The organism is Agaribacter marinus (assembly GCF_030160655.1).
Lineage (GTDB): Bacteria > Pseudomonadota > Gammaproteobacteria > Enterobacterales > Alteromonadaceae > Glaciecola > Glaciecola marina.
In genome coordinates, this window is the sequence record NZ_BSOT01000005.1 from 1,868,331 (window position 1) to 1,882,889 (window position 14,559).

Here is a 14,559-nt window from a genome sequence, read left to right on the forward strand (position 1 = left end):
CTAAAGTAAGGTATTGGTTGTTAAACAACTACGCCTTAGATGCTTGCTGAATAAAAAACTGCTTGAGCGGTCGTATATTATTGGCGCTTTTTAAGCCAATGTTTCTGACAAGCTTTTGTAACGGTTGATTGCCGCCGAATAAACGCTTAAACCCTTCCATTGTCGCGATACTAATCATCGCTTCTGATTTTCGTGTGCGCTCATATTGCCTCAAACAATGGTAATCATTCACAATACCGCGTGTAGATTTTGATTTTTGGATACATGCTGCCAATGTTATCACATCGGCAATTCCTAAATTTGCGCCCTGTCCTGCTAAAGGATGAATTGTATGTGCAGCATCTCCTACCAATACCACTGAATCCCCAAACCATTGGCGTGAATAACGCATTCTAAGTGGAAAGCTTGAACGTTCAGATGTAAGCTCACACAGCCCAAGTTGACCATCAATATCTTCATAAAGTGCTTTACAGAATGCAGGGGTATCCAATGCCATTAAGTGTTTGGCTCTTTGAGTAGATTGCGACCACACAATTGAACACTGATGTGCATCGGGAAGCGGTAAAAACGCTAGTGGCCCTAGCGGCGTAAAAGCTTGCCGAGCAATATTGCCGTGAGGTTTTTGAGTCTTAATATTTGCAACGATGGCAGTATGCTCATAATCCCAGAAGGTTTCAGTAAACCCCATCATTTTTTTCACATAAGAATTGGCACCATCAGCGCCCACTAATAGAGATGATAAAACCGTTTGCTGATTGTCCAAGGTAATTTGGTATTGTGCGCTAGCATCGTCACCCGCGTGCAATTGTCTGTGTTCGGCATTTAATAACGCGGTACCTTGCAATACTTGTATATTGTCGTCTTGGTGTACACGGTCAAGCAATGCCGATATCAACACACTGTTTTCAATAATATGGCCTAAAGCATCACGATTTATCTCATCGCTGGTAAATTGGATGTGACCAAACCCATCTTTATCCCACACTTCCATGCCGACATATGCTTGCTTTCGCTGTATGTTGTGCCAAATGCCTAAGTCAGAAAATACCCTTTCGCTCGCATGGCTTATTGCGCTTACTCTCGACGAAAACGTGTGTGCAGCCATGGTGCCTGCATCAGCGAGTTCATGCGGTTGCGCCTTATCTACAACGAGTACCGACACATCGTGTTGAGCAATGGCCAATGCCAACGTTAAACCAACAACTCCGCCGCCGATAATGGTCACGTCAGCATGCAAGGTTAGCGGATTACTCATTACTTGACTCCCATTGCTAAGGTCGCTAAATACGACTTCATAGACTGTGATCCATTTAACAGCTTTAAGCCCAAATTTCGGCCTAAAACCAAGGGTAAATGATGATTTGAAAACACGCTCACCAAACTATCCGTCGCGTTAATCGTAAGATCTTTGTCTTGCTCGCTAATAGTTTTGTATTTAGCAATATGCTCAAAACTGCCTAATGCAACAGACGGTAAAAAAGAGTGAATTAGCCTATCAATATCACGAATGCCTAAATTAAAACCTTGCCCAGCGATGGGATGAAGGCTTTGCGCCGCATTGGCAATGCATATTACGCGGTGACTCGCATAGTCGTGCGTTTGTTTTAATAGTAAGGGGTATGAGAACCGGGGGGACGCAGACCCTATCTTACCTAAACGATACCCAAATAGGGTTTGTAGTTCTGCACAAAATTTGTCATCTGATAGGTTCAACACATCCGGCGCTTTGTGCGTTGGCATTGTCCACACGACCGACATTAAGTTTTCGTTATTAGCCATTCCGGCTTTGTGCAAGGGTAAAAATGCTAGTGGACCATATTTTGTGAAACGCTCAAATGCTTGGTTTTGATGCGCCAATTGCAGCTCGACGTTGCTTACAATAGCGGTTTGTTGATAATCATATTGATGAACGGGAATATTTAAGCGTTGGCGCGTGGGAGAATTGGCCCCTTCAGCAACAACGAGTAGTTTTGCACTAATGTGTGCTTTTTCCGTCATTATCTCGACAGATTCTACCTTTCGTTCAAGGGCATTTATCGAGTCTGGTGCAATGTAATCGATACCCGCATTTTTAACCTGCTCATATATCGAAAAACCAAGTTGCTCTAATCTTACTACCTTACCAAAATAATCAACACCAAGTTGTTTCGCATCTAGCAGCGTTTGACCAATATGTTTTCGGTCTGACACATGAATCTTTTCAATCGTAGCAGTATCGACATTAGCAACAGAAATACCAAAGCGTTTTAACAATGTAAGGCTTTGCTTGGCTAGTGCAATCACTTTAGCGTCAAAACTTGGATGCTGCGTATTTTCCGACGGCGGAGACTTCTCTATAATCGCAACTGAATAATTACTTAACTGTTTAATTGCTAGTGCAGCAACGCAACCGGCTACGCCTCCCCCCGCAATCAATACATCAACATCCTTAGTTTGCAATGAGCGCCTCTATTTCATCTATGGTCTTGGGCACTTTATCGCTTAGCACTTTGTTCCCCTCTGGCGTAATGACTATGTTGTCTTCAATACGTACTCCAATCCCTTTGTATTGATCAGGTACCGTTGCATCAGCGGCGATGTAAATACCGGGTTCGACGGTCATAACAATGCCAGCTTTTAGAGGTACATCTGCACCATTTTGTTTATAAATACCGACATCATGCACATCTAAGCCAAGATAATGCCCTAAGCCATGCATAAAGTAACGACGCCACGTTTTGTTTTCGATAGCGTCTTCAAACGTTTCGAGAATGATTCCCAAGTTGATCAGACCATGCGTTATTACCTCAACGGCTTTATCCATCGCCTCAGTAATAGTGCTATCAGGTCTAAGCAACGGTATGCTGGCAAGCTGCGCGTCAAGCACGAGTTGGTAAATTTGTGCTTGCGCAGGCGTAAACTTTCCATTTACGGGAAACGTGCGTGTAATATCTGCCGCATACCCATATAGCTCACAACCGGCATCAATCAGCACGAGTTCACCGTCGGCTATTTGTTGATTGTTTTCAACATAATGCAAAATACAGGCATTTCCCCCCCCGCCAACAATTGTATTGTACGCAGCAAACTTTGCACCGTGATGAGCAAAGGTATGCAGAATATCAGCTTCTAGTTGGTATTCCCAAACACCGGCTTTTGCTGCTTGCATAGCGCGACAATGTGCTTGCGCAGAAATGTCAGCCGCACGTTGCATTATTGCAATTTCATTGTCAGATTTAATGCGTCGCATTCGGTGAATTAGCTGGTTAACGTCATGCACGCATCGCGGTGGCATCAAACTTTGTTTAGGCGCCGATTTACAACTATTAATTGCGTCGAGCACAACGGTATCGGCAAAGGGGTTTTCACTTGACGAAAAATACACGTGCTCATGCCCATTAATCATTTCTGGGAGTAAGTCTTCAATGTTATCTAAGTCGTAGCAAGCATCTAACCCTAATTCGCTCGGCGCTGCGTCAACGCCTAAACGTCTACCGTGCCAAATTTCGGCATGAGGATCTTTAGGGCGAACAAACATAAAGCAAGTGTATGTAGACGAGGCTGCGCGATTTGATATCAAAAAAAAGGCGTCAGGCTCATTAAATCCCGTAAAATACCAAAAATCGCTGTTTTGTCTAAAATGATACTCTGTGTCGTTGCTTCTAGTGACAGCGGTTGCAGCAGGCACGATCACCAAACTATTCGGTAGGCATTCAGCAATTAATTGCGCTCTTCTTTTGTCAAATTCTATTTGTTTAATCAATGCATTACCGACTTATTTGATTGCCGACTATCCAACAAAGACTTGCCCAGCTCGTTAAAGCTCAACATTGCACTAATACGCACATATTCAACGACTTCAAAAAGTGCCTGTTCGTTCTCTTCGCCCTCGGTCATGTCTTCATCCATGCGGGAGATTTGGCTGAAATCTTCCAATGCTTCTTTGACATCGTCTGAACAAGCCGTCAAATCCGCCTGATGTAAACCAAACCCTAGCAAAAACCCTTGTACCCAAACAATCAATGCCTGTCCACGGTCGTTGATTGGCGTAGAGTCATCAGGCAAACAAAGTGCTAAAGCAAAATCTGGCTCGATGAACTCCTGACACACTTGGTTGTACATCTCAATAACGTTCTTTTTCACTAACGCTGAAAATTTATCACCTTGGTTGATAACGTCTTCCAGTGCTTCAATCCAACTTTGATCGTCAACTGTCATGCCGCCTGCAAGCATACCGCAAATGATGCCATGGATTTCAGAGGCATCGACGACAATCTTTTCCTGACTAAGAATGTTACTCAATTCGTCATAACTTAACTTATTTTGGGTCACAAAAATTTCTCATTTGTTGTTTATGCGCATGTTGCGCTTACTCTAATGCTAGCAAATACCTGTGGTTTAGAACAGCCAGTTATCCGCAGATTTACCCTGAAACAACCTCAAATCGTGGAATATTTCTGCACATAAATTTTTTGTGCTTTCAACCCACCAGTGAATACGTTAGTATTTGCAATCCCTGCAGCGCAGCAGTCGCTTGGTGCGTTGAAGGCAAAAATAATAATAGCTTCAATGCTTCCTGAAATGTTTGCAGTTATGCTTCATGTTCCTGGCCGATGCTATAACCTTAGGATCTTGACTCTATTACTATTGTGCAAGCTCGACATGTATCGAGAAGCCTACGGTAATGATGATACTTCCACCGTGTCCTTTTCGGCGCACGGACGAAAAGCATACAGCGGCATTTTGGGAGGCACCTAAAAATGCGAGCAATTTATAATGGCAGTTTTTAATTTTGGCTCTATCAATATCGATTATGTCTATAAAGTAGATCACTTTGTTGCACCCGGAGAAACGCTATCTTCAGATGGCTATAGGGCTGTATTAGGCGGAAAAGGGGCGAACCAATCCATCGCTTGTGCAAAAGCAGGCGCTCCAACATTCCATATTGGTGCTATTGGCGCATTAGATGCGCAAATGCTTACGCCAATGATTGACGCCAACGTAGACCTATCACTAGTGAGTAAACTTGATGACGTTGCTAGCGGACACGCTATCATTCAAGTCACGCCCGATGCCGAAAACTCAATAATTTTGTTTGGCGGTGCGAATCAAACGCTAACATCGCAGCATATTGATAATGCGCTGGCAAAAGCCTCAGTCGATGATTGGGTGTTACTGCAAAATGAAACAAATGCGATTGCGCAGATCATTGATTCTGCAAGCGAAAAAGGCTTAAAAATTGCGTTTAATCCTGCGCCAATGACAAACAGTATTCAATCCTTACCAATAGATAAAATTGATTTACTGGTGGTGAACGAAATCGAAGCCATGCAGTTGACCGAAACGGCATCAGAACATGCGGCGAAAGTTGCACTGAAAGCACAATATCCAAATACCAATGTATTGCTCACACTGGGCAAGCAAGGCGTCATGTTTTTACATGACCAAAAAGAAATAAAAGTAGACGCATTTAAGGTTGACGCGAAAGATACAACGGCGGCTGGCGACACATTTATTGGTTACTTTTTAGCTTGCTATACTACGCTGGAAAATGTGGAATCTGCCATGCGTACTGCATGTGCTGCATCCGCAATAGCTGTTACTCGTGAAGGTGCGGCACCCTCAATACCAAAAATGGATGAGGTTAGCACTTTTCTGTCTCAACGCACTTAGCACTAGATAACAAGCACTAATATGCAAGTGCCCTAACTTGGTAGACGCAATTAATGACACACAAAATTATTCTTGATACGGATCCTGGCATCGACGACGCGATGGCAATTTTCTTTGCCTTTCAAGCACCCGAGATTGAGGTATTAGGCCTAACAACGGTTTTTGGTAACGTGCCTGCAACCATGGCAGCTAAAAACGGTTTGTCTCTTGTCGAACTTGCTGGTTTGGACGTTCCAGTTACGCAAGGCGCAGGTATGCCCCATGTCGGCCCAGAATCAACTTACGCACACTTTGTCCATGGCGATGACGGCTTTGGGAATATCAACCATCCGGCACCGAAAGGAAAAATAGATCCTCGCAGTTCTGCGGAATTCATCGTCGAAATGGCGCGTAAACACCCCGGTGAGATTACCATAGTTGCCGTCGGGCCTTTAACCAATTTAGCGCTGGCGCTCAGATTAGAGCCTCAACTGCCAAGTTTAATTAAAGCCGTCAATATTATGGGCGGTGCGGCCTTTGTACCTGGTAACGTTACGCCTGTCGCAGAAGCAAATATTTGGAACGACGCCTTTGCTGCCGAAATCGTATTTTCAGCCAAGTGGCGTGTAAATATGTTTGGTCTAGACGTAACATATGACCTACCTTTTCCACCAAACTTTGTCGATATTCTTGCTGAAAAGAACCCTACACTAGGCGGTTTTGTGGCAAAGTCCGCACAATTTTATATGGACTTCTATTCGCAAGGATTAGATGAGCGCAGATGTTTTTTCCATGATGCATTTCCGTTAGCTTACTTGCTAGACGACAGCCTGTTTGAAATGACAGAAGGACAAATGCGTATAGGAACAGACCCCTTGCATATTGGGCAAACAAGTTTTGCACCAATTGGCTCGACAATGAGCGAACATTGGACAAGCATGCCTAAAGTATATGTAGCAACTAAGGTCGATCATCCTCGACTAACTCAATTGTTCATTGATACTTACGATAAATAAATAACATACACGACACGATGCAAGAGCCATCAACCGTTCAACTTCGAAACAGCTTGCGCCAAACATTTAGAGAGCGGCGCAAAGCTTTATCTGTCATTGAGCAATCCGACGCAGCTAAAAAGCTAGTGCAACAATGTATAGACTTAAAACTATTTGAGCACAAAAAGCGTGTCGCCGTTTATTTAACAAATGATGGTGAGTTAAGCACGCTGCCGCTAATTGAATATTTATGGTCAATTGATATAGAAGTATACCTCCCAGTATTGCACCCTTTTTGTGATGGCTATTTACTGTTTTTGCGCTACACCGAAAACTCACTGATGCTAGCAAATAACTTTGGCATCCTTGAACCTAAATTAGAGTGTCACAAAATATGCCCCGTACAAGCGCTGGACGTTATATTTACGCCACTGGTTGCGTTTGACGACAAGGGCAATCGATTGGGTATGGGCGGTGGTTTTTATGACAGAACTTTGCAGGCGATTCACAAAGAAAACCCTGTTCGACTCATTGGGCTCGCCCACGATATTCAACAAACCTTAGCGTTGCCAATAGAAGTATGGGATATACCTCTCCCAAATATCATTACGCCTACTCGATATTTTCATTTTAAATAATTAGAATACCCCCTGCTTTTATCATTAACCCAAACATAGCGAATAGAACCAATGGATCAAAATACAAAGAAAAAACGGGTTGCTCAAGCGGCGCTTGAATTTATAACTCCCGGCAGTATTGTGGGCGTTGGTACTGGCTCTACGGTGAATTATTTTATCGATGCACTTGCTGAAAATAAGCTGGATATAGAAGGTGCTGTATCTAGCTCAGATGCGTCAAGCGCTAGACTAAAAGCGCTAGGAATAGACGTATACGACTTAAATGAAGTCTCTAGTTACGAAGTATATGTTGATGGTGCGGATGAGGTGACACAACATAAACATATGATCAAAGGTGGTGGTGCAGCGTTAACTCGAGAAAAAATAGTCGCAGCTGTGGCAAAAACGTTCGTTTGTATTGTGGACGATAGCAAAAAGGTAGATGTTTTAGGTCGTTTTCCCTTACCCGTTGAAGTTATTCCATTGGCGAGATCATATGTTGCCAGGGAAATAGTAAAATTAGGTGGCGACCCTGTCTATCGACAAGGCGTAGTAACTGATAATGGCAATGTTATTTTGGACGTCCACAATTTATCCATTATTGAACCATCAGAACTAGAAACGCAATTAAATCAACTAGCTGGCGTTGTCTGCAATGGTATATTTGCGCACAGAAATGCTGACATAGTGCTATCAGCCACTGATAACGGCGTTGAACGCTGGTAAATACATTAGAATAAGTAATGGATTTACGGCAGATAAGCAATTGACTAACGCGTAAAGTCTGGTATCTTTGCAGCACTTTTAGACGTCTAGATGTCTTAACAAAAGATTTACATTGCTACGATTGCTATTAATATCGCTACTAAGGGCTGCTTTTTCTCATGAACAAACCTTCGCTCGCTAAAGATAAAATTAAGATTCTTTTATTAGAAGGCTTACACAATAGTGCATTAGAAACGCTTCAAAATGCTGGTTATAACAATATTGAAGCGTTAAAAACCTCACTTCCTGAAGATGAATTAATTGAAAAGATTAAGGATGCGCACTTTGTTGGCATTCGTTCCCGTACTCAGCTAACGGAGAATGTAATTGAACACGCTAAAAAATTAGTCGCGGTGGGTTGTTTTTGCATCGGTACCAATCAAGTCAATCTATCAGCAACGCAAATACGCGGTATTCCAGTCTTTAATGCGCCATTCTCAAATACTCGCTCTGTTGCTGAGCTTGTATTGGGTCAAATTATCTTATTGCTTCGCGGCATACCTAGAAAGAACGCAATGGCGCACCGAGGCGAGTGGGAAAAAAGTGCAATTAATTCTTATGAAGCTCGAGGGAAAACACTCGGGATCATTGGTTACGGCCATATAGGAACACAATTAAGTATTCTTGCCGAACACTTAGGCATGCGCGTACAGTTTTTTGACGTCGAAGACAAATTAGTATTGGGTAATTCAACTCAAGTGAGTAGCTTAAAAGCGCTATTAAACACGTCAGACGTGGTTAGTCTTCATGTACCTGAAACACCGCATACCAAAAACATGATTGGGCGAGAAGAATTAGCGCAAATGAAAGACGGTGCAATTTTAATTAACGCCGCGCGTGGCACAGTGATTGACATTGATGCACTTGCCGAGGCGATGGAAACCAATAAGTTGAATGGCGCGGCCATCGACGTATTCCCAGTAGAGCCAAAGTCAAATACGGAAGAATTTGAATCACCCTTGCGTAAATTCGACAATGTTATCCTGACACCTCACGTAGGTGGCAGCACACAAGAAGCGCAACAAAACATTGGTATTGAGGTTGCTGGAAAACTCATTAAATATTCTGACAATGGGTCTACCTTGTCAGCGGTAAACTTCCCTGAAGTTTCTCTACCAGAATATACCAATCGTTCACGTTTGTTGCATATTCATAGCAACCGCCCCGGTGTACTCACACAAATTAACCAAGCCTTTGCCGACAAAGGTATTAATATCGCGGCGCAGTACTTACAAACAGACGAAAATATCGGTTATGTTGTTATTGATGTTGATAAGGTAAATGCTGAAGAAGCTTTGAATGAGCTAAAAGCGATCGAAGGGACGATTAAAACTAGAGTGCTTCACTAAACGCCGAATAACCTTCACGACATTCAAATATCTGTCTTTAACTAAAGAAAAGGGCGAACTGATAACAGTTCGCCCTTTTTACATACGTTTTTAAGTACTTCGTTTAAAAGAAGCTATACACCAATGTAGCGGCAGTTTCTGTGTCTAGCTTTTCAATACCTGGATTTACATCAGTATTGTGGTCAAACTTAATAGAAAACTTCATTGATAAGTTACCTGCAATTTGTGCAGTAAGGGCCGTTTCCGCTCTAGACTTGGTATTGTCTGAACCGATTTCAGTTGAGAACGCTTGAGTAAACTTAGCCGTTTCAGAAATATTCCACTGATAACCTAACGACGCACGAGCGATTGCGTTATTCTGGCTCTCGTCATCTTGTGTTTTAGCGAAGCTGTAACCTGGACCGATACTGTATTCGAAAGAACTAACGTCATCTTCCCACACCTTTTGGTTCCAACCAGCGGCAAGTGTCGACTGATATTTAAAGTTGCTAAATCTATCATCTTCATATGATGCAAAAGCAAACAAACGATGGTCTGGATTTTCAAGTTTGTAGTTACCTTGACCTGACGCAAAGAATTTCTGCGCGGTAGTGCGCTCAACTTCTTCACCTTCATCTTCGATGGTATCTTGCTTATACAGCCCTTTAATTACGTAAGTATTGCTCCAAGACTCTAATTCTTGCGTTGCGTTTAATGCGGCACTTGCTGAGGAAGTTTCAGTGTTACCTGTTGTAACGATAAAGCCAAATTCTCCATCCATAGTGAAGTCTTTCTTTTCTTCGGCAAAAGCGATAGAACCGCCAACTAAACTTAGTGCAATGGCAGAGGTAAGCGCGCGTAATTTCATGATACGTCCTTCTTGGAATATATTATTGTGTCCGAGCTAATGACTGCGAGCAGAGTGCTCTATTAGCAATTTGGCGCTATATTACAAAAAATGCGTATTTAATGCCAATTTAAAAAAATTGATAGACTAAAGAAACACTGGTTTGTGTAGTAAATTCATCAACGTTGACTGAAACGTTTTCATCTAAAGTCATTTCAAAAGACAACTTCATGGCCAGTTTTTCAAACACTTTTGCAGTAACAGAAGTAACAGAACGAGCCTTTGTGTTTTCTTCACTCATTTCTGCAGATAAGTTATGCCTAAATTTCGCATTATTCTTAAACTGGTAACTAAAATCAGCGGTAGTTCTTACAATGAAGTCATAAAAACTTTCGCCTGTATTCCCTCGACGAAAAGCCACATAGCCTGGCCCAACACTATAACCAAAACTCGATTTTTCTTTTTTCCAAGCAATTTGCCGCCAGCCAAATACAGCAGTAATTTGGTCTCTCAAGCGCAAAAACTCATTGTCATCATATTCGGCATACACAAAAAGCCTGTTTGTATCTTTTAACAGTTTATAATCTAGTTGTGTCGAAAGTTGCATTCTATTATTTTCAACAGAATCACCTTTCACCTCACTTGCACGTCGCAGGGCTTGAAAAGAATATTGATTGCTCCAAGATTTCAGCTCATGTTGTGTATCTAAAGCCATTTTTAATACACTAGTTTTAGTATTGCCGGATGTCGTCAAAAAACCGAACTCGCCACTCATCGCAAGTTGGTTTTCTTCCATTTTGGATTTTTTATGCTTTTCATTTAGCATACGCATCATATTGCGCTTTTTTTTGTGAGCGTTTTTAAAGAAGTCAGAGGCTTTTTGTTGATGTAAAGAAGATATGTCCGCCGAAAATGCTTTAAGCGGAAGAAATAATAAAACTATAAATAATGCGAGTATCTTCATTTGTGCGAATCTTAATATTAAACATTCGCACAAATAATAGTTATTTTTAGCTTAATACTGAGGCAATTTTAATGGACTCAGACTGTGCGAACTCGAAAATAATATCATATTCATAATCATTTAATCCAATTGTCTCAATTATGATATTTGATAATTCATCTTTTTCGAATATTTCGCGCCCAATTTCGAAGTGTGCCATTGCCGCACTAATATAAATAACAGCTTGTTCAAATTGAGATATTACGTCTGTGTTTAACTCTGTTGTTAGCAAAGGTTCGGTGATTGACTCTGGTAAATTCCAAGACTGCAAAATAAAACCACTGCACTTTGCAAAAGTAAAACCAAATACCGCTTGTTGTTCATGCATTGGCAGAATGTGGTCGCCCAATCGACTCTTATAAATCGAGTACTTTTCCGGCAATTTTGTCGCACAAACTAGCTCGCTCAAATGATGCAGGATTCCCACAACAAAATAGCGTTCACTCCCTCTAATGTTCTTTTGCTGCACAAGCGATTGGGCAATTAACCCCGTCATAATCGCCTTATGCCAAAATTGCTTAAAATCAATATTGCTCGATGCAAATGATTTAAATGCTAAATTTGCCGTCTCAGCCATTGAAATATTGTAGGCCGCTTCCCCACCAATAATACTTAGGGCTTTTGGTACACTAGACACTTGAGACGGAAACCTAAACAAAGCACTATTGGCCAGTTTTAGTACTTTCGCGCTAAGTGAAGGGTCTACCGACATTACTTTTGCCATATCATCAATCGATGACATAGGATCATCAAGCATACTTCTTAACCTAACGCAGGTATCAGGTAAGGTAAAAGACTTTGTCGCGTACTTAACAATTGGCGTGATAGACATGGGAATTCTCTAGTATGCTTAAACTAAAGAAATACTATCTCATTTTAGCTATTTAGTGGGTGAGCTTAATTATACCCATTCCTATTTGAGCATACCTTAAGTATCCCAAGCTGCGAAAACCTAAAATAAAGCACCTTGATTAAAGTGCGTTGGATCGTTGGGGTTTTGTTTATTGCGTTTAATATGGGCTTGTTTTCGTCTGTTGCAAGCACGAACAATAATGCGTTTCGTCTGATCATCAATACCATGCCAATGCTGTCGCTCTTCCCTACTGCGAAAACAGCCCAAGCAATATCCTCTAGGGCCTGATTCGCAGACACCTATACATGGACTTGGAATATCAAAGAACTCTAACTGTTGCATTTACGCGCGATATATTGAGCAAACCTTGTACATTATAAACACGATTTGCAATTACTCTCTTCTGAGTATTTGTACAGTGGATTACATTAGTTGGGGCATGTCTGCGTTTTGAAAAGTGCTTAATTCCCTATTATACTGAATTGCAACGGTCAAAATTTAACCTCTCAGTTACCACTAGAGACTACTTTTAAATAATACGTTTGGTCTACAAAAAGGACTTACCATGAAATACGACACAACTGTGCCTCTCACAAGTAAAGAAAATTTGGACTTTGAAATAGCTAAACTAACATTGTTGCCGAATGAGTTTTCAATAAGAGATTTATCTGAAACAACAATCACTTTTGCGGGAAAAGGGATGAACTCTACCAATCAACCGGCTGTGCGCGGCGCAACGTTTATCAATATTGAATACACAATGGGTGCCTTACGCTTAAACGCAAAACTCGGCGGTGTGTTTTTCATGGCAATATTTACCCTGTTGCTCCCTATCTCCCTTATGATTTGTATACCCTTATTTGTTGGCTCCCCCATTAATTATCCGATAATTATCATATGGTTGTGTATATCGCCAGTGGTCATTTATTGGCTGAGATATAGGACGGTTAAGGCACTTGATGAACTCTTAGAATCTGTTATTTGTGATAACAACGCAACCTAATAAGTAATCATAAGTTGACTTCAATATAGCTCGTCGGCTTTCCAACAAAAAAAGGCGCCGAAGCGCCTTTTCATTGTAAATAAGTAAATTTATTTCTTTTTGGCTTTAGGATTTGGAAGGTCAGTAATACTGCCTTCAAAAATCTCTGCCGCTAGACCGATAGACTCATTTAGCGTTGGGTGAGCATGAATGGTTAAACCAACGTCCTCAGCATCAGCTCCCATCTCAATGGCTAAACCGATTTCACCAAGCATTTCACCGGCATTAGTGCCGACAAGCGCACCACCGATAACACGACCGGTGTCTTTTTCAAAGATCATCTTAGTCATTCCGTCAGTCGCATCAGAAGCAATTGCACGTCCAGACGCTGCCCACGGGAAGCTCGCTGTTTCGTAGTTAACGCCTTGCTCTTTTGCTTCCTTCTCTGTTAATCCAACCCAAGCCATCTCTGGCTCAGTATAAGCAACAGATGGAATACATTTAGGGTCAAAGTAATGCTTCTTACCCGCAATCACTTCTGCCGCCACATGTCCTTCATGGACACCTTTGTGCGCTAGCATCGGTTGGCCCACCACATCACCAATTGCATAGATATGAGGTACGTTTGTGCGCATCTGCTTGTCAACATTGATAAAGCCACGCTCATCAACGTTTACACCGGCTTTTTCTGCGCTAATTTTAGCGCCATTCGGGCGACGCCCAACAGCCACAAGCACTTTATCGTAGCGAACGGGCTCAGCCGGCGCTTGTTTGCCTTCGAAGCTCACATACAAACCATCATCTTTTGCTTCTACCGCCGTTACTTTTGTTTCAAGCATGACATTAAACTTGTCTTTAATTGTCTTCATGTAAACTTTAACAATGTCTTTGTCGGCGGCAGGCACTAACTGGTCTAAAAACTCGACTACATCAATTTCAGAACCAAGTGTCTTATACACGGTGCCCATTTCTAGGCCAATGATACCGCCCCCTAGCACAAGCATTTTGCCTGGGATGTCTTTCATCTCCAGCGCACCAGTTGAGTCAATTACGCGCTCATCATCATGCGGAATAAAAGGCAATGTGACAGGTTCTGAACCAGCGGCAATAATAGCGTTATCAAAGGTAATGGTCGTTTTACCGTCATTTCCTTCAACTTCTAGGGTATTTGCGCCAGTAAAGTTACCGTAACCTTGTACGTGTTTTACTTTGCGCATTTTTGACATGCCCGCTAAGCCGTTGGTTAGCTGAGAAACAACGCCATCTTTATAGGCTCTAATTTTATCTAAATCAAAGCTTGGTTCACCAAAGCTTACACCGTTACTTGATAAATGTTTCGCTTCTTCGACTACCTTAGACACATGAAGGAGTGCTTTCGAAGGAATACATCCAACATTCAAACATACACCGCCCAGTGTTTCGCGGGCGTCAACTAATATAGTGTCAATACCAAGGTCAGCTGCTCTAAAAGCTGCTGAATAACCGCCAGGGCCAGCACCTAGAACCACCAACTGTGTTTTGATTTCGCTCATTTTGAC

General features: G+C 42.0%; 15 protein-coding genes and 1 other RNA gene. 7 read left to right on the top strand and 9 right to left on the bottom strand.

What is annotated here, in order from left to right; translation table 11 throughout:
- Positions 1-28: 28 nt before the first annotated feature.
- The 4 genes from QQK00_RS09815 to QQK00_RS09830 are packed head-to-tail and all read right to left on the bottom strand — an operon-like array spanning position 29 to position 4,311.
- Positions 29-1,255, bottom strand: coding sequence for a UbiH/UbiF/VisC/COQ6 family ubiquinone biosynthesis hydroxylase (locus QQK00_RS09815; RefSeq protein WP_284217326.1), 1,227 nt, complete (start codon positions 1,253-1,255; stop codon positions 29-31).
- Positions 1,255-2,439, bottom strand: a complete 1,185-nt coding sequence (locus QQK00_RS09820) for an FAD-dependent monooxygenase (RefSeq protein WP_284217327.1) — start codon at positions 2,437-2,439, stop codon at positions 1,255-1,257. The genes QQK00_RS09815 and QQK00_RS09820 overlap by 1 nt, the downstream gene beginning before the upstream one ends.
- A complete protein-coding gene (pepP, locus tag QQK00_RS09825; RefSeq protein WP_284217328.1) occupies positions 2,429-3,742 on the bottom strand; it encodes a Xaa-Pro aminopeptidase in 1,314 nt (437 codons plus the stop codon). The genes QQK00_RS09820 and pepP overlap by 11 nt, the downstream gene beginning before the upstream one ends.
- Positions 3,739-4,311, bottom strand: coding sequence for a UPF0149 family protein (locus QQK00_RS09830; protein ID WP_284217329.1), 573 nt, complete (start codon positions 4,309-4,311; stop codon positions 3,739-3,741). The genes pepP and QQK00_RS09830 overlap by 4 nt, the downstream gene beginning before the upstream one ends.
- 238 nt (positions 4,312-4,549) lie before the next feature.
- On the opposite strand from QQK00_RS09830, the gene ssrS reads away from it, so the two are divergent.
- From ssrS to serA, 6 genes are all read left to right on the top strand, one after another.
- Positions 4,550-4,733, top strand: a non-coding RNA gene (gene ssrS / locus QQK00_RS09835) — 6S RNA.
- 22 nt (positions 4,734-4,755) lie between these two features.
- Positions 4,756-5,652, top strand: coding sequence for a ribokinase (locus tag QQK00_RS09840; RefSeq protein ID WP_284217330.1), 897 nt, complete (start codon positions 4,756-4,758; stop codon positions 5,650-5,652).
- Positions 5,653-5,705: 53 nt separating this feature from the next.
- A complete protein-coding gene (locus QQK00_RS09845; protein WP_284217331.1) occupies positions 5,706-6,647 on the top strand; it encodes a nucleoside hydrolase in 942 nt (313 codons plus the stop codon).
- 17 nt (positions 6,648-6,664) lie between these two features.
- Positions 6,665-7,264, top strand: coding sequence for a 5-formyltetrahydrofolate cyclo-ligase (locus tag QQK00_RS09850; protein ID WP_284217332.1), 600 nt, complete (start codon positions 6,665-6,667; stop codon positions 7,262-7,264).
- A gap of 51 nt (positions 7,265-7,315) precedes the next feature.
- A complete protein-coding gene (gene rpiA, locus QQK00_RS09855) occupies positions 7,316-7,969 on the top strand; it encodes a ribose-5-phosphate isomerase RpiA (protein WP_284217333.1) in 654 nt (217 codons plus the stop codon).
- A 158-nt stretch (positions 7,970-8,127) separates the two neighbouring features.
- Complete coding sequence (serA, locus tag QQK00_RS09860; RefSeq protein WP_284217334.1) at positions 8,128-9,357, top strand: phosphoglycerate dehydrogenase; 1,230 nt, start codon at positions 8,128-8,130, stop codon at positions 9,355-9,357.
- 103 nt (positions 9,358-9,460) lie between these two features.
- On the opposite strand, the gene QQK00_RS09865 is transcribed toward serA, so the two are convergent.
- From QQK00_RS09865 to QQK00_RS09880, 4 genes are all read right to left on the bottom strand, one after another.
- Positions 9,461-10,204, bottom strand: coding sequence for a DUF481 domain-containing protein (locus QQK00_RS09865; RefSeq protein WP_284217335.1), 744 nt, complete (start codon positions 10,202-10,204; stop codon positions 9,461-9,463).
- Between the two features lie 109 nt (positions 10,205-10,313).
- Positions 10,314-11,147: a DUF481 domain-containing protein gene (locus QQK00_RS09870; protein WP_284217336.1), complete on the bottom strand. Its 834-nt coding sequence runs from the start codon at positions 11,145-11,147 to the stop codon at positions 10,314-10,316.
- Positions 11,148-11,193: 46 nt separating this feature from the next.
- The gene (locus QQK00_RS09875; protein WP_284217337.1) at positions 11,194-12,018 is read right to left on the bottom strand and encodes an HDOD domain-containing protein; all 825 of its coding nucleotides are present in this window, start codon (positions 12,016-12,018) and stop codon (positions 11,194-11,196) included.
- Between the two features lie 120 nt (positions 12,019-12,138).
- Positions 12,139-12,381, bottom strand: coding sequence for a DUF1289 domain-containing protein (locus tag QQK00_RS09880; protein WP_284217338.1), 243 nt, complete (start codon positions 12,379-12,381; stop codon positions 12,139-12,141).
- A gap of 223 nt (positions 12,382-12,604) precedes the next feature.
- Between QQK00_RS09880 and QQK00_RS09885 the strand changes: the two genes are divergently transcribed.
- A complete protein-coding gene (locus QQK00_RS09885) occupies positions 12,605-13,042 on the top strand; it encodes a hypothetical protein (protein WP_284217339.1) in 438 nt (145 codons plus the stop codon).
- 89 nt (positions 13,043-13,131) lie between these two features.
- Here QQK00_RS09885 and lpdA read toward each other — a convergent pair whose 3' ends face one another.
- Complete coding sequence (gene lpdA / locus QQK00_RS09890; RefSeq protein WP_284217340.1) at positions 13,132-14,553, bottom strand: dihydrolipoyl dehydrogenase; 1,422 nt, start codon at positions 14,551-14,553, stop codon at positions 13,132-13,134.
- Positions 14,554-14,559 lie beyond the last annotated feature (6 nt).